Raw genomic sequence first — 15,668 nt, forward strand, 5'->3', positions numbered from 1 at the left:
ATTATCCGGGCGCTACATGCACCCACCGCAGGTGTGATGAAACCCTAATACGCCAATCAGGCGTTGGCACTGCACAGACGCAGTGAATGACCTGGAGTGGATTGTTCACTCAATGTCATCGGGTTGGCGACCTTGCTGCCAGAAGCATCACTGCGCAGTGTGGAAGGCAAGAGGAAGTAAGCCAGTGCCGGCAGTAATAGAAGCGCCCCCACCATGTTCCAGACAAACATGAACGCCAGGAGCACACCCATGTCGGCCTGGAACTTGATTGGGGAAAATATCCAGGTACCCACACCTATCGCCAAGGTTATCCCTGTGAGCATTACAACCTTGCCCGTGGAGACCAGGGCGCGGTAGTAAGCTTCGGAGAGGCTTTTACCTTCGCGCAAGAACCCCAGCATGATGGTCATTACATACAGCGCGTAATCAACGCCGATACCTACACCTAGAGCGATTACCGGCAGGGTCGCCACTTTCACACCGATACCTAAACCGACCATCAGTGCCTCACACAGAATCGACGTGAGCATGAGCGGAATCACTGCACACAGAGTGGCTCGCCAGGACCTGAAGGTGACGAGGCAGAGCAAAATGACTGCGCCATACACCCAGAACAGCATCTCGCGATTGGCCTCTTTGACCACAATGTTGGTCGCTGCCTCAATTCCCGCATTGCCGGCGGCAAGTTGGAATTTGACCTCATCAGTGTCATTTGCTGCTGCAAAAGCCTCGACGTGATTCACCAACCGCGTAAGGGTGTCGGCCTTATGGTCTTTGAGAAAAACGTACAGCGTCAGCAAGCTGCAGGACTCATTGTAAAGTCCCCGCGGTGCGCTGGCGGTAATCATGTTAAGCATGGCCTGGTTGTTTTGCAGCTCGTACCACTTGGAGTTGCCCTCAGACAGTCCTACCAACATACGACGATTTAACAACGCCATGGAGTTCGTTGAGTCTACCCCGGGTAAACTGCGCAACTGCCAATCCAGATCGTCGACCTTACGCAAGATGTCGTAGCTTGAGCAGGCACTCTTAGGTGTCTTCACCATTATGGCGAACAGGTCACTGCTGGCTCCGTAGCTGCGCGTCATGAAGGCATCATCGAGGTTGTAACGCGAATCCGGACGTAACTCTGGCGCACCAGCATCCAGATCGCCAATTGCCAGATGCAAGCTGACCATAAAGCCCAGCACAGCAGCCACCAGGCTGACAACTACGCTGATCAAGGCCCATGGTTTTCGAGTAAATAGATCAAGGAATCGCCAAAAAACGTGTCGCGCTTGACCACTCTGCTCGGCCCGTTCGCTCTTGAGGCTTAGCTCGGCTGCGCAGCGATTGACGCCGACATAGGAGAGCAGGACGGGTAGCAAAATGAGGTTGGTGAAAATCAGCACCGCAACGCCGATGCTAGCGATAATGGCCAAGTCTTGAATGACTTTGATCTGAATGATCATTAACACGGCGAATCCCACCGCATCACAAAGCAGTGCAGTCAGACCGGCGAGAAACAGGCGACGAAACGTGAAGCGCGCGGCAACCACTCGGTGCATGCCGCGACCAATATCCTGCATGATGCCGTTCATTTTCTGGGCGCCATGACTCATGCCAATGGCAAACACCAGAAAGGGCACCAGGACCGAATATGGGTCAAGCTCATACCCCAGCAACGGCAGCAAACCAAGCTGCCAGACAACCGCCACTACCGAGCAAAGCACGACCAGAAATGTGCTCCGCAGGCATCGGGTGTAGCCATAGAGCACTACTGTCGTGATAGCAATGGCGGCGGCAAAGAACAGCATGATTTGCCCCAGCCCATCTATCAGGTCCCCTACCTTCTTTGCGAACCCCGTGATGTGAATGTCAATGTTGTCGCTTTGAAACTCGGCGCGAAGCGCTTCCAACTGAACAGAAAGTTTGGCGTAGTCGAGGGGCTGGCCGTCCGGCGTGCGTGACAGCAAAGGAATGGAAATGATGCTGGACCGCTGGTCGAAGGCTACCAGTTGGCCTATCTCGTTGGACAACTGCACATTGCTTCGTAACTCAGCGAGGGATGCGGGGCTACCGTCGTACTTGTCAGGAATGACCGGCCCACCATCGAGCCCATCCTCCGTCACCGAAACCCAGCGTGTGGAAGGCGTCCATAGCGACTTCATGTACACGCGGTCCACGCCTGGCAGCAAAAAGATACGATCGTTCATGGACTGCAAAGTACGCAGGTAATCAGTGTCGTAGATATCCCCCTTCTTGTTGGCAACCGCGATACGCACCGTATTACCTAGTCCGGAGAGCTCCTTTTGATTGGCTAGATAATTGGCAATATAGGGATGACCAGTCGGGATCATCTTCTCGAAACTAGCGTTCAATCCCAGTCGAGTGGATTGCCAGCCGAGCAGGACCGTCGTCAGCAGACATAGCAGAAGCACCCAGTGGCGATGGTTGAATAGAGCACGCTCAACCAAGGTCCCTGACCTTGGATCAAATATGCCTGACTCAGGCAGGGAAGGATGACGAGCGGAATTCATATGCTCACTCCGAAACTTCAGTGGCGGGATGTGAAAAACGTGACAAACCAGCAAAACCGGAGGTAATCAGACTACCGTCGACCGCCTCAACAATGCTGCTCACGGGAATTCCCAGCGGATTGCCCACCGGGTTAAGTGCTAAACCATTTGAGGCGGAGCTACTGAACAAATCACCAGTTTGATTGGCTAGCAATACACTTCCATCTGGCAATCGAGCGGAACTACTGATTGAACTCGGCCTAGACACCTTCAATTGATTAAAGCTGGCACCATCATCAGATGACAAATAGGCATGGCCTTTAAGTCCCGCGATCAGCAGAGCTCCGTCACCACGTATATTCGCAGTGAAAAAGCTACCGTTATATGGGCTTGGCAAATGTGTGAAAGACTTTCCGTCATCTGTTGAGCGAGCTACATAACCTTGTTCACCGGCAAGGAACCAAAGGTGGTCTTTCCGAGCGATCGCGTAGATGTGCACAAGCGACGGATTTTCGATGCTGCCTATCAGCGATTGCCATGTTGCCCCACCATCCTGAGTAGAAAAAACCATTCCGTAGGAGCCGGCTACGAGGCCGTGGTTGGCATCAAGAAAATGCAGGGCCAGGAATGGTTTATCCGGCCCATCTGCTACCAGGCGTTCGGCATTGGAAATGCGCATATCAGCCGCGTCGGCATCGACTGCATTAGCTTTTATATCTTGAGCTGCCTTCAACTCAATCTCTGCAGCCTGTATACCCGTAAGCTGGAGGCTCCAGCGCTCACCACCGTCCGCAGTGGCCAACACTGTGCCACCGTGTCCGACTGCCCAGCCATGTTCGTCATCGATGAACTGAACCGCAACCAGACTGACTGAGACCGGTACCTGCACCTGTCTCCAGGACTGGCCATTGTCATCGGAAAGTACAATGACGCCTCTTTCACCAACCGCAATCAGTCGATCACCAGCACGTGCCAAATCAATCAGAACAGCATGAGCGGGTGTGGCGATTTGCATCGCCGATGAGCTCAGGACAGAGCCTACGGCTCCACCCTCAGCACAAGCAAGCGAAGCTAAAGCAGACAAAGCCAAAGCTAACGCCAAGGCACTTAAACGACTGTTTATTATCATTTTTATTATCTCTTGAACCGCGTGTCGCAAAAGCACCGACAACTGAGATTGTCGGTGCTTTTCAGAGAGTCTTAGCGTTAACGCACACCCTGCCCCGCCATTACTGTTGGCGAGAAGTCAGACTTCTTGAAACGCTCGACAATCCCCCATTGCGAGGACTGTCCAGTGAGCAGGTCAAGTACAAACCAAGTACCGGACATAAAGTCATAGAACCCCGACGAGACAGAAGCCTGGGCAGGAATATCTGGCATGACTGCCGGTAGCGCCCACAGCGTTTTGGCCAATTGACCACTTGCATCCCAACGATCGCCCAACAGCGCTTGCCAGGTATCTTCATCCAGGTAGTAACGGCTCTTAACCATTTGATGGCGCTCGCCAGGCTTCAGATTTGCCTCGACAACCCACACACGATGCAGTTCCCAGCGCAAGACGTCTGGATTAAGATGCCGCTTACCAAGTACGTCTTCCGGTTTGCCTGCGGTAAAGAATTTATTGGTGTTATAGGGAATATAAAGTTCCTTTTTACCTACCAACTTCCAATTGAACCGGTTGAGCCGCCCTTTATAAACGGACAGTTCGTCGTAGGCCATCACGCCTGCTGTTGAAGGCGCTGGCGTGTCGCAGCAGGAGTTAGGTACCTTGCGCACTCGCCGTTGGCCGGCAAGGTAGATATGCGTCTGTGATTTATCGGCATTGAGATTGGCCCGATCCATCGCCTGCTCACCAGCACGAATCGGTGGGCCAATATTAAGCAGGCGAATCATCCAGTAATCGCCATCGAAAGTCTGCGCCGAGCCATCCTGAAAGTAATACGGCATCTCTTGGATAGCCTTACCATCGGTAGTCATTACCTGTTGACCATCGGCAGTCATCAAATAAAAGCGAGCGTCCCGCGTAATGGAGGTACCGCTCCAACTCAGCAGATGGTTCCACATCGCCTCGTCACCATTTTTCGGAATCGGAAACGGGATACCGCCATAAGCCCCTTCGGGCATTGGACCCGCGCTACCCTCTACCAGCGTGGCATTAACCGCATTCTTGGCTGTATTGTCATATACCCACTGCGGAGCCGCTGCTGTTCGACGTGTTGGGTAGATATCCATTCGATAGGTGTCTGGATACCGTTTGAACATTTCTTTAACACCATCGCTCAACTTATCTGCGTATTGAGCCATGTTCTTCGAAGTAATGCTGAACAGTGGTTTATCCGCGGCGAAAGGATCGCCACGCTTACCACCCTTCTGATAAGACGGATCAACGGTGGTATATCCACCCTCCCATGCCGGGATAGTTTTATCCGCGTTACCAGCCCGCTCAGCGCCAAAGGGGGTCAGGCTTTTGCCTAAATCATCTACTCCGGTAGCCAACGCGGACGCGCTAAAAGCAATAGCACTCATTATAAAAAAATAAGCAGCACTGAATTTAATTCGAGAAATCATGTTCAAGTCCTCTTAGAAAGTGCTCTTGATAGAGAAGGCCAGGTAATCCCGATCTTTAAATGATTGCTTATAATTAAACTGGCTGGCCTCATTGAGCGTAGTGTCAGATGGACCGTAATAATGTGTGTACGTCAAACCACAAGTGACACGATCAAGGTAGGTGGCGGTTACACCGATATTGAAATCACCACCTTTATCAGGACCGAAAGCGCCAACTACAGCGGACTTACCCATAGGGAAGTAGCTGACACCTAGCGGAACACCAAGATCGATACCCGGGAATACCTGACGATAAGTTGGTGTATACACCAACTTGAGCCCTACCCCGTCATCTGTAGCATTCGGATCCAGTGCTGATCGGTTTTCAGTAACCTTCAACAAACGGTTCCAGGCAATCTCACCGATAAAGCTGGCCTCATTGGATATGAAAGTTGGCTCGAGAGATGCGAGCACGTTCAAATTCACGTGGGCAGTCCGCCCGACCGCGTAAAGTGGATGATTGTCATTGTCAGCGTCTACATCTGGCAGTACGACCTGACCATTCGATACCAGGGGCATATTCCAGCGCATAGACGCTTCCCCGGCAAAGTTATACTCACCCACTGACGTGGTAAAACTTGCGCCCAGTGCGCGTATATCCTCCGGATACACCCAGAAGAACTCACCTACTTGTCCGGTTGCAAAATTAGGGGCGCCTACGCCAGGACGGAGGTACAACTGCGGGGTTTTATCATGGTATTGGATAGCATAAAGCCCGTAATCGACAGTTTCAGCTGCATAGCGTAACTGCAGGCCACCCTGTCCAGAACTCCGGGCTTTTTTGTCCTTACCATGAAAAAAGGCCGCAGGGCTGATTGGATTACCACCGAGAAAATCGGGGAATGGCTCCCCGACAATCAGGCGCTCAGCCCCCTCTCCCATCATGTCGAGCGTGGAAAAATAGCTACCCGCCGCAGGTAATCGTGTTTCTTCCCACTCAAACTGATAGAACGCACCCAACGAAAGCGCATCAGTAAGTTGGTAGGAAGTAGACAACTGACTAACTGGTCTGGTGATTTCCTTGAACTGGGTGTTGGGTACTGAAATAGCCTTTACCACGTCCACCGGAGCCATTCCGCCAGCAATCCCATTGGCCCCGAAAAACAGACTTTCCCCCCAAATTAGGCCATGCCGACCCAAACGAAAGGACAAAGCTCGATCCGCAACTTCACCATTCCAATAGACGAATGCATCTAATAACTCACCATCACCGCCGTGCAGATGTCGAGTGTCATCAGTGAATTCGTCATAGGCAACCGACACCTGATTCGCGCGCGCGGGGTTGTTGTTATCGTTGTCCTTCTGGTATTCGGTGTCGAACCAGGCTGCTCCGCTTAGACGACCACCAAAATTACGGTAACCGATATCCATTTCCGAGAGCAGGTCAAAACGGTTAGAGATAAGGCCCTTATCAAAAGCACGGTCACCGTCATCCTGGTTCAGGCTGACTTCGCTTTTCGAAAGCTTGCTGCTTGGGTCCTTCAGACGCCATGCAGAACTGTACTTGAGGGTGTTATCCCAGCGTGCACTAAGATCATTGTCGCCCGTATCAATTTGAAATGCACTGGCACTCATCGATATCACACTCAGCGCACCTCCTGCTAGAACGCATGATAGGAACTTTGGCCGCCCTGAAGGCGACGGACATGAGTACGTAGTAGACTTTATTACACGCATATACGAACCTCTTTTGTTTTTGTATTAGGCTTCGCTAAACTTGAAATTTGACGCTACTTAACCGCTCCTTCCGAAAACGCATATACCTATCCGGGTCTCACCGAGCACCAGCGATATGACCATTCCCATTAAATTTAACAATACGGGACGTTTCGTATACTTACAGCTATCAACCAGGCCTGTCAAGCCCGGGGTGATGTGTTTTGCCTACGGATCCCTGTTGGGGGGCTGGCATACCGTGACCCTGGCAGCGTCTAAATCCGAGGATCCACCAACAGAAAGCCCTGTAAGACAGATAGTTGTGATTTTTTGACGTTTGAAAGTTGCAGCCGCTTTTCCTGCCGGGTGAACAGACAACGCGCAAGCGCAATCTCACCTTTCATCTGCTAAGCGGCAACAATCATAAGCAAAACGGAACGTACCGTTTATTACATTTCCATTTGTTATGTTCTGCAAGCTAAATGCGAGAAAAGTTAAGGTTTAGAGTTCAACCTGAAAGGCATAAAATAGCGCCATGTATCGCTTCTCTATGCCTAAGAATCGATACGCGCTGAATGGCAGATGGCGTCAAGGGCAGTAAAGCCAAATCGCCACAATGATTTTATTAAAAAAACGCTTGCACTAGAAGCCAAGCGTAAAATTGCAGCACCTAATTAAAATTTAAACATTCCATTGAGCATCACTGTGTCGCCTTCCGAAGTATTTCGAGCATAAACATCTTTTTGATAGCCGAGTACTACTCCAAAATCCCGACTTGCGTAGCCCACTTGCGGGCCGACCTTTATGGATCTTGTTCGATTACCTACATCATCCCCGTGGGACTGGTCATCATTCAACTGAGTCGACAAATATCCACCAATACCTGCCAGCCAGTTCTGGGTCAGCCGATAGTTAAATCCATAGTCTGCAACGACCTGCACTCCAGATTTATAGTCAGTCTTTGGATTTTCGTAACTATAGTTGACACTGATCTTCGAGCTGACCTCAACTTGCGGCATTGGAAACCACGTAAAGGCGTAAGCAGCATAAATTGCCTTACTATTGTTTCCTGGATTAATCAAGGCGTGTTCATCATATTTCCCCCAAGGCGCTACAAAATCCAACTCCAGGTTATGAAGATAGGTTGGAGACTGCCAGCTGACCAAGGCACCGAATAATGGGTCGCCCATTCCATTCGAGGAGTCTCTACCAAATGCTCCCAATGCAGGAATATCCAGGTGACCAGCAACGTAAGGAACTGCGAGCTGCAATGAAACGTTCCCGCCAAGTAGTGATGGCCCATCAAGCGTGTGTACTAATCTCAAAGCATGCGAGTGAACTCTTCCTTTAGCCTTTTGAAATACCTTATTTCCTTGCCCATCTCGAATTGAATCTATGGCAACGGTTTTATTGTATGTATAGGCATGGGTTTCACCTGGAGCACCTACTGCCCCACTCATGACAGTTACAATACCCAATGGATAACTGGAAGCACCTCCTTCAAGCGCCATCGATTTGGCGGCAAACAGCAATACACCAAAAAAAATCACCAGGCGAAAATCAGCTGGAGTCTTCATCACACGTTCCTTTCTTGTTTTTGTTTTTGGCAATGGAAATTGACGCAGTCAAATAACATAAGGATCTGCCAAAAATCCTCTGGATGCTACTCTTCCATTAAAAATATTTCTTTCATCTCAGTAATTTCCAAACTCACAGGTGTCAAACGCAAGCCAATACAGGGTCCTTTTATGCACAAACCCGAACTAATTTCAAACAACGCACCATGACCACTACAAACGATATGACTGGACTCGCTGTCGAGATAACGATTCTTGCGAACTGGCATAGTTGAACCGGGCCAATGGGGACAAGAATTTTTATAGCCATAGATATTTCCGCAGTCATTGACTAAAAAAATGTCGTCGGGACCTGTGCTTTCCTTCCTGAACCCCAAAGATTGGCCTGGCGCAATTTGCTCGAGATGGCAAAGCCTGCGGCGATCAGATTTTGCCATCTTCAACCTACCCCCCTTATTAATCAGGCTTGCCGCCAGGAGCCCATTTTTCACGCCATTGGAACAGGAACACCTGGGAGTTATCCATGATTGCAGGGGCTACGCGCGGCGACCAGTCATCGTCGTGCTGATCCATATCGGCGTCGTACTCGATGTGGCAGCCCAATGGGGTGTTGAAGTACCAGAACCAGTTAGACCCAAACTTATGTCGCCCCGGCCCCCAATATGACTCATAACCTTTAGCTGCAAACGCATAGCCGGCTTGCAGTACTTCCTGAGGCCCCCCCATATGGAAGGTAAAGTGCTCGCATCCCTGCAAATGCGGCGGGGTTTGAATGAAGAAAAGGGTGTGGTGGTCGAAAGTACCCGCAGGACGCAGAAATGGACCCATCCCGACAAATTTGTCGGTGAGTTTGAAACCCAAACGATCCGCATAGAAGCGCTCGGCCTTTTCGATATCTGGAACGAAATAAACAACGTGGGAGAGCGTTCGTGGCTTGGGAGCGAGCTCGGAACTTTCATCCACACCGGTTTTGTTCGCAGGACGGTGAATATCTCCCGGCGCGTTTACGCGCTCGGCGGGCAGTTTGTGCGGCTTTCTGATCGAAACTTGAAAGCCCAGAGCGAATCCGAGATCGTCCACTAACTCCAGTGAACCATCGGCCAGAACCTTGACTTCACGCTCGCCCTCGAACTCCTTCCGGATGCTCGCGAGAGTCGCGATGTCTTTTACGCCATACATTGTCTTGCGCAACATGTTTGCGGTCGGCAAATTCCAGGCAGGGAGCGACGGATCGTCACGATGCTTGATAACTACACCAGTTCCATCCAATGCTTCAAAGCGTCCACCCCCTACCGGCTCAAGGCCGTAATCTTCCAAGAAGCGCTCACTGAGCGCGACATCGTCAACACCAAAATACAAAGTGTCCGGTCCAAGGATGTTCATTTCAACACCTATCAAAGAATGCGTTTTTCTTATGTCAGGCCAGAACCATTGCCGGGCCTGAGATCTCTGATGCGCGCGTGAGTTTCAAATACACGTCACATGAATGGCTTGCGCTCTTCAGGCCACCATAGACCGGAAATAGGTTGTCCCATCTTGTTGCGCAGAGTTCCGACGCCATCAACGATAATTTCGACGACATCACCGGGCTGGAGCCTACGATCGAGCTCCAAAGCTGAACCACCGCCCATCGTACCCGAGCCGATTACATCGCCCGGCACGATGGCTTCACCAAGGCTAGCCCAGGCAATCAGCTCGCCAATTGTCCAAAGTTTATTGGAGCTGTCACCCTTACCCCAAGTCTCGCCATTGACGCGGACTTCCATGCCGATCCGGTCCAAATCTTTGAATTCATCGACGGTGGTAATCCAAGGCCCGATACCGTAGGCGAAGTCTTTACACTTGGTGGGACCCATCCCAATTGGCATTTCGACCGCCTGACAATCGCGGGCGCTAAAGTCATTGAAGATGGTGATACCGAACAGGTGATCAAGCGCGTTTTCAGGGCGCAGACTTTCTCCACGCTTTCCGATGACGTAACCAAGCTCCAGTTCGTAGTCCATGTGCTGGATGTATCCTGGCCACGGAACTTCCGCTTCATGCCCAATCACCGTATGCGGCGTACCTTTGAAATAGCCGGGCACCTTCAGAAGATTTGGAGTGGGCGGCTGGCCAATTTTTTCATGGAAGCCTTTGATGTGGCCCACGAATGTCAGTCCATCTCGCACCACAGAAGGATCCGAGGCTGGCAACCACTGCACGCTATCGAATGAGATTGAATGTGCATCTGGCCGCTTAGCATTGATCTTTTCTGCTGCCTCGATAAACGGCGTGCCCAATGCAATTGCCGCCGACATGCTGCCAGGGAAAACAGCATTTGCGTATTGCAGAGCGCTTTCCCGGGAAGAACCGCCCTTGACCAACTGCTCATGGAGCGCGCGCTTCAGGTCGATGACCCGATGCTCCTCTGGAACTACCAGCACCAAGCGGGCTTCCGCACCGTCGGGCCCGTTAACAGAAATTCGGCCTAGCTTCATGTGATTTCCCTCTTTTTATTGACTTGAACGAGCCTGAATCAGCTTTGCAAGACTCAAAGCTAAACGACACGCACCGTTTTGTAAAGGGCAAAAATCGGTACAATTTAGAAGATTTCGCTGATACGCCAAGCCGTGGCGTAGACAGATCAGCAGGAGCCGGGAACTGAAGCCGTCGGATTGATAATTTTGGCAGACAACAAATATACTAATCGTATCGTTTTGTTTCGTTTATAAGTTCGTGCAATGAATCATTGTCAGACCATCTCAAGACCGCAGCGCCAAGGAACACATCAATGCAGGTTAAGAAAACCTCAATGCCTACTGGACGCCCCCGTAGTGAAGCGACACGCCGACTGATCCTGGATGCTGCTATCAGCCTCCTCCAGGACAAATCGATTCAAGCAATCTCTATCGAAGCGATAGCACGAGAGGCAGGAGTGAGTAAGGCGACCATTTATCGATGGTGGGAATCCAAGGCTTCCGTCGTGATCGATGCGTTTATCGAGCAACACTTGGTTAAAACAACGCTTCCTCGAGGCATGCGCCCACGCGAGGCCATAACGCACCATTTCCGTTCTTTCGTAACGCAGTATTCAGGATGGCCCGGCCGGCTCGTCGCTCAAATTGTTGCTGAAGGTCAATCTGATCCAACCATCCATCGCGTCTTCCGTGAGCGATTTCATTACGGTCGAAGAGCAGTCGTCAGAGAGATGCTTGAAGAGTGGAAAAACAGCGGCGACATTTCAAAAGGTGCAGATGTCGAAGTACTCATGGATTTGATCTATGGGCCGGTTTATATGCGCCTGATGATAGGTCATGCCCCTCTGGACGAGTCCTTTGCTGAATCACATATCAATTACATATGCGAATTGCTGGGCTCTAGATCCTGAAAATCGCGATGATTACCATACTAAAAAGCCGGCCTTATGGCCGGCTTGTGTATTTCACAATACAGGGTGGGCCGTCTCTGGATGACCCTTATGAATACCGAATTAGAAAGCAGTATTTGTCTTTCCTTTCAACGCGAGTATTTCCCTTGCCTCTTGAGGTGTAGCAATTTCAAACCCCAACTGTTCCACGATACTTCGGATTTTCCGCACTTGTGCGGCATTAGAAACCGCCAACTCACCGCGCCCGATGTACAAGCTATCTTCAAGACCCACTCTGACGTTGCCGCCCATAATGGCCGCGAGAGTCGCTAGCGACATCTGGTCTTTACCTGCGCCCAATACTGACCAGTGATACTGATCACCAAATAGACGATCTGCGGTTCGCTTCTGATGCATCACATCTTCGATATGAGCCCCCATGGCACCACGCAATCCAAAAATTGTCTGGATGAACAATGGCGGCTTAACCAGTCCTTTATCCAGGAAATACTTCAGCGTGTACAAGTGGCTGACGTCGTAACACTCGAACTCAAAGCGGGTACCGGTATCACCAATGGTTCGCAGGATCCATTCGATATCGGAAAAAGTATTGCGGAAGACCAGATCCTTTGTGGCATTAAGATGCTCCACTTCCCAGCTGTAACGCCACTCTCGATCCTTGCTGGCCATTTCGGAAAGGTTGAGGTTTATAGACCCCATGTTCAGGGAGCACATTTCCGGCTGTAGCGCTACACCCGCCGCCGCACGCTCGCTAATTGCCATTCCCGGGCCACCACCGCCCGTAGAAATGTTCACGATGGCATCCGTTTCGGCCTTAATTCTCGAGACGAATTGACGAAAGATTTCAGGGTCGCCAGTGGGACGACCATCCTCAGGGTTTCGGGCGTGAAGATGAACGATCGCCGCTCCCGCTTTTACCGCTTCGATCGCCTGATCGCCAATCTCCTGAGGAGTAACCGGGAGATGAGGAGACATCGACGGCGTATGTGCCCCGCCCGTGATAGCGGCGGTTATTATAATTTTTCTCACAGTTCTTCTCCTTCTTTCAGCGCTAACAGGACGAACAGCATTCGACAGTTACGCCCGGAACGATTCGACCAACTGTGGTTGGTTGCGCGCTGTACCAGTACGTCTCCTGGCCGCATAACGGTCTCACCGTGATCCATCATCGCGACAATCTCGCCCTCGAGTACCACGGCGTAATCAAGGGATTGCGTTTTGTGGAACCAGAAATGTCGAGGCTTTTTCTTGTCGCGCACACCTTCACTATCAAGAAATTCGACCAACTTTTCCTGGTCATAAACTTCATCTGGCGGGAAGTCGACTATTCGAAGAAGCGAACCCTCATCAGAATGAAAACCAAATTTGTGTCCGGCTGGCGCTGGATCCAAACCGCCCGCACGCCCAACACCCGTTGCCCAGACGACCTGTGCAACCGGCTTACCAGCTTGTGCCAGAACATTTGGTGTATTGGCGTCACTGGTGATAATCGACTCACCAGCTTCGTTGTGACCAGTGACAATCCTCCGTACTGGCTTATAAGCCACTTCGGTAATGTTATTCATCATGCAACCTCAAAAACGGTTCGTTTAGTTTCGTTATTAATCAAATTTTTTGAGTCATACCGCCTTTAGGCGACTCACTGGCATAACCACAAATGTTGCTGACGAACTGGCGATCAGCACTTCTCGCTGAGGGTCATGAAGTTCGGCCCTGGCGAACGCAATTTGACGACCCACACGTTCAACTGTTGCCTTTGCTTTCAACAACGATGGCTTCGCAGCCGCCTGCATATTCACCGTAATGCTGGTAGTGGCACAGGTTTGCCCACAGGGCAGCGTGCTGAGTACTGCAAAAGCCATGGCATAGTCGAGCATGGTCATCAATGTGCCACCGGATACAACGCCATTTCCCTGAAGGGATGTTAATGGCGCTTCGAAACTAAGTTCGACAATGCCAAGGCCGCCATTAATCAACCTCGCGCCAAGTGCACTTAATCCAGCAGTCAATTCAAACGGGATGTCAAATTGGGCCTCTGAAATAGCACGCTCCAAAAAAGCTCGGTCTGGGTTGTCAATGATTTTTTGCACAAGACGTTACCTCAACCTGAATGACTGATGCAGTTCTGCCGTTGCGCACCCAGTCCGGCAATTGTGCCAACCATAATGTCGCCGTCGCGCAAGAAACGATTGTAATGAGTTCCATTACCTGCAGGGGAGCCTGTACAAATCACATCGCCGGGCAATAGCTTTGCGTACTTCGAGATGTATGCGATTTGTTGTTCAATCCCAAAAAGCATATCTGCCGTCGTCTCATCCTGCATTGTTTTGCCGGACACTGTCAGTTGCATCGAGAGGTTGTGGGGATCTTCAACGAACTGCTTGGGAACCAGATACGGACCAAGCGGAAGAAAGCCTGGCTGCCCTTTCGATCTGAGCCAGTCAGTACCGAGCATCTTGTAATCAGTGCGTGGAATGAGGTCGCGAGCCGAAATGTCATTGACGATTGTGTAACCGGCTACATAATCCATGGCATCTTCCACACGGATATTGTACCCCTCCTTGCCTATCACTACGGCCAACTCAAGCTCCCAGTCAGGCTTGCTGGTAGTGGGAGGAAGAACCAAGTCGTCATAGGCTCCCGAAATGGCAGAGACGGGCTTGGTGAATACATAGGGTTCTCCATTAGCGACCCTGTCATCCATCATGTCTTCAGCCCAAGTCCTCAATTCTTCCTTGCTTAGCCCTTCTGGACCGACATTTGAATCGACGGTCAAATCCACTACATGCTTTCGATAGTTTGCGCCTGTGCAGAACACTTGACGCGGCAGATCAACTGCAGGGCGAAACGTGAGTTGATTTTCATCATACCAGGACGACGTAATGACTTTATTGACAATCGATTCGAGCGCGGCGTAACTGGCATCCCAGTTTTCAAGTAGCGACAGCACACTTTTTTCTCGGAGAATATCAACTCCGAACTCCTCAGCCACGCGACTGACTGGGATAACCTTTGCGTCAATAACCAGGCCAGCAAAGCGTTGCTGTGGATTGGCTTTTAAAGAAAATGTACCGAGCGAGAACTTCTTCAAGTGTACCTCCGAATTATTGTAAGAATGAGCCGTCGACAATTTGCTCATAGGTAAAATCCGCGCCGGGCAACCCTAGCAAAGCCCTCTGCCCAATAAGAAGCTCAAGACCCTCGCGAGAAGGCATCAGCGTTTCAGGAAATGTATTCACCATTGCTTTTACTGCTTCGACAGGCATGCCAAGCAGCTCCAAAGCCTCTGTCAGCTTTACCGTGTCGCCAGGCATGGTCGTAAGTGTTGCGCTGAGGATGCGTACCCACGCTTTCAGTGCGTCATTCGCCTGACTCGCCGACTTCCTCACGACCAGTCCTTGACCAGGAAAATTGGTAAATACACCCTGAATCGTTGCAATAGTCTTGAGTCCCCGCTGAACCGCCATGGTGTCGAACGGAGGCCCGAGCAAGGTCGCATCACCCTCCCCCGCAACAAGAGCCGCAAACCGCTCACGCACCCCGCCAACGGGTGTCAGGCGATAATCGTCGGCGCGGAGCCCTGCTTCCTTGAGTAGCGCTCGAAGGGCAATGACAAAACCGTTCTCGGGGGCGTCCACCAGAATGTTGGCACCGCGCAAATCTGCAGGAGCGGATAGGGCCGAGGAACCGACCAGTTGTAACGGCGTGGTGGTTTCAATCTGAGCAATCACCACGAAGTCTTGTGGACCTTGCCGGCGGTTCCAGTGCAAAACGTTGTCGATTGACGTTACGACCGCGTCGACCTCTCCTGCACAGAGTGACGAGTACTGCTCATCAGACGATTGAGTCATCGAAGACTCGATACGCAAATCCGCCGGCGTTTGCCACGAGGCTGATACCGCAATAGCAGGAGGGACAAACCACATCACTCGAAGAGAGTCGTTGGACATTTTTTATTCTCGT

At 51.1% G+C, this 15,668-nt stretch carries 14 protein-coding genes; 1 reads left to right on the forward strand and 13 read right to left on the reverse strand.

The window, feature by feature from the left end:
- Positions 1-56 precede the first annotated feature (56 nt).
- The 8 genes from AABM52_RS19415 to AABM52_RS19450 form a co-directional block, all read right to left on the reverse strand.
- Positions 57-2,519: an RND family transporter gene (locus AABM52_RS19415; protein ID WP_056723230.1), complete on the reverse strand. Its 2,463-nt coding sequence runs from the start codon at positions 2,517-2,519 to the stop codon at positions 57-59.
- A 4-nt stretch (positions 2,520-2,523) separates the two neighbouring features.
- On the reverse strand, positions 2,524-3,627 hold the full coding sequence (locus AABM52_RS19420) for a YCF48-related protein (protein ID WP_218497883.1): 1,104 nt from the start codon (positions 3,625-3,627) through the stop codon (positions 2,524-2,526).
- A gap of 77 nt (positions 3,628-3,704) precedes the next feature.
- Complete coding sequence (locus AABM52_RS19425) at positions 3,705-5,024, reverse strand: DUF1329 domain-containing protein (protein ID WP_256353591.1); 1,320 nt, start codon at positions 5,022-5,024, stop codon at positions 3,705-3,707.
- A gap of 54 nt (positions 5,025-5,078) precedes the next feature.
- Positions 5,079-6,782: a DUF1302 domain-containing protein gene (locus AABM52_RS19430; RefSeq protein WP_218497881.1), complete on the reverse strand. Its 1,704-nt coding sequence runs from the start codon at positions 6,780-6,782 to the stop codon at positions 5,079-5,081.
- Between the two features lie 653 nt (positions 6,783-7,435).
- Positions 7,436-8,338 carry a transporter gene (locus tag AABM52_RS19435; protein ID WP_082562917.1) on the reverse strand — a complete coding sequence of 301 codons (903 nt, stop codon included), beginning with the start codon at positions 8,336-8,338 and terminating at the stop codon, positions 7,436-7,438.
- Between the two features lie 86 nt (positions 8,339-8,424).
- On the reverse strand, positions 8,425-8,775 hold the full coding sequence (locus AABM52_RS19440) for a Rieske 2Fe-2S domain-containing protein (RefSeq protein ID WP_082562918.1): 351 nt from the start codon (positions 8,773-8,775) through the stop codon (positions 8,425-8,427).
- Positions 8,776-8,794: 19 nt separating this feature from the next.
- Positions 8,795-9,721 (reverse strand): VOC family protein, encoded by a 927-nt coding sequence (locus AABM52_RS19445; protein WP_056723238.1) that lies wholly within the window; start codon positions 9,719-9,721, stop codon positions 8,795-8,797.
- A 95-nt stretch (positions 9,722-9,816) separates the two neighbouring features.
- Complete coding sequence (locus tag AABM52_RS19450; protein ID WP_056723240.1) at positions 9,817-10,815, reverse strand: fumarylacetoacetate hydrolase family protein; 999 nt, start codon at positions 10,813-10,815, stop codon at positions 9,817-9,819.
- Between the two features lie 293 nt (positions 10,816-11,108).
- Here AABM52_RS19450 and AABM52_RS19455 point away from each other — a divergent pair, with 293 nt between their 5' ends.
- Positions 11,109-11,705, forward strand: coding sequence for a TetR/AcrR family transcriptional regulator (locus tag AABM52_RS19455; protein WP_077431821.1), 597 nt, complete (start codon positions 11,109-11,111; stop codon positions 11,703-11,705).
- A gap of 102 nt (positions 11,706-11,807) precedes the next feature.
- On the opposite strand, the gene AABM52_RS19460 is transcribed toward AABM52_RS19455, so the two are convergent.
- From AABM52_RS19460 to AABM52_RS19480, 5 genes are read right to left on the reverse strand one after another with little or no spacing between them, the layout of a single operon-like run.
- Positions 11,808-12,734 carry a 3-keto-5-aminohexanoate cleavage protein gene (locus AABM52_RS19460; RefSeq protein WP_077431820.1) on the reverse strand — a complete coding sequence of 309 codons (927 nt, stop codon included), beginning with the start codon at positions 12,732-12,734 and terminating at the stop codon, positions 11,808-11,810.
- Entirely contained in the window at positions 12,731-13,270 is a 540-nt protein-coding gene (locus AABM52_RS19465) for a cupin domain-containing protein (protein WP_056723418.1), read from the reverse strand. The genes AABM52_RS19460 and AABM52_RS19465 overlap by 4 nt, the downstream gene beginning before the upstream one ends.
- A 54-nt stretch (positions 13,271-13,324) precedes the next feature.
- On the reverse strand, positions 13,325-13,795 hold the full coding sequence (locus tag AABM52_RS19470; RefSeq protein ID WP_056723243.1) for a PaaI family thioesterase: 471 nt from the start codon (positions 13,793-13,795) through the stop codon (positions 13,325-13,327).
- An 11-nt stretch (positions 13,796-13,806) separates the two neighbouring features.
- Positions 13,807-14,796, reverse strand: coding sequence for a fumarylacetoacetate hydrolase family protein (locus AABM52_RS19475; protein WP_056723245.1), 990 nt, complete (start codon positions 14,794-14,796; stop codon positions 13,807-13,809).
- A 13-nt stretch (positions 14,797-14,809) separates the two neighbouring features.
- Complete coding sequence (locus AABM52_RS19480; RefSeq protein WP_056723247.1) at positions 14,810-15,655, reverse strand: ABC transporter substrate-binding protein; 846 nt, start codon at positions 15,653-15,655, stop codon at positions 14,810-14,812.
- Positions 15,656-15,668: the final 13 nt, after the last annotated feature.

Source organism: Pseudomonas grandcourensis (genome assembly GCF_039909015.1).
In the GTDB taxonomy this organism is placed as follows: domain Bacteria; phylum Pseudomonadota; class Gammaproteobacteria; order Pseudomonadales; family Pseudomonadaceae; genus Aquipseudomonas; species Aquipseudomonas grandcourensis.

Excerpts from the sequence above, each read along its gene's own strand:
- AABM52_RS19465 (WP_056723418.1), bottom strand. The coding sequence starts at position 13,270 with ATGAATAACATTACCGAAGTGGCTTATAAGCCAGTACGGAGGATTGTC.
- AABM52_RS19450 (WP_056723240.1), bottom strand. The coding sequence starts at position 10,815 with ATGAAGCTAGGCCGAATTTCTGTTAACGGGCCCGACGGTGCGGAAGCC.
- AABM52_RS19435 (WP_082562917.1), bottom strand. The coding sequence starts at position 8,338 with ATGAAGACTCCAGCTGATTTTCGCCTGGTGATTTTTTTTGGTGTATTG.
- AABM52_RS19440 (WP_082562918.1), bottom strand. The coding sequence starts at position 8,775 with ATGGCAAAATCTGATCGCCGCAGGCTTTGCCATCTCGAGCAAATTGCG.
- AABM52_RS19455 (WP_077431821.1), top strand. The coding sequence starts at position 11,109 with ATGCAGGTTAAGAAAACCTCAATGCCTACTGGACGCCCCCGTAGTGAA.
- AABM52_RS19480 (WP_056723247.1), bottom strand. The coding sequence starts at position 15,655 with ATGTCCAACGACTCTCTTCGAGTGATGTGGTTTGTCCCTCCTGCTATT.
- AABM52_RS19420 (WP_218497883.1), bottom strand. The coding sequence starts at position 3,627 with ATGATAATAAACAGTCGTTTAAGTGCCTTGGCGTTAGCTTTGGCTTTG.
- AABM52_RS19445 (WP_056723238.1), bottom strand. The coding sequence starts at position 9,721 with ATGAACATCCTTGGACCGGACACTTTGTATTTTGGTGTTGACGATGTC.
- AABM52_RS19430 (WP_218497881.1), bottom strand. The coding sequence starts at position 6,782 with ATGCGTGTAATAAAGTCTACTACGTACTCATGTCCGTCGCCTTCAGGG.
- AABM52_RS19425 (WP_256353591.1), bottom strand. The coding sequence starts at position 5,024 with ATGAGTGCTATTGCTTTTAGCGCGTCCGCGTTGGCTACCGGAGTAGAT.
- AABM52_RS19415 (WP_056723230.1), bottom strand. The coding sequence starts at position 2,519 with ATGAATTCCGCTCGTCATCCTTCCCTGCCTGAGTCAGGCATATTTGAT.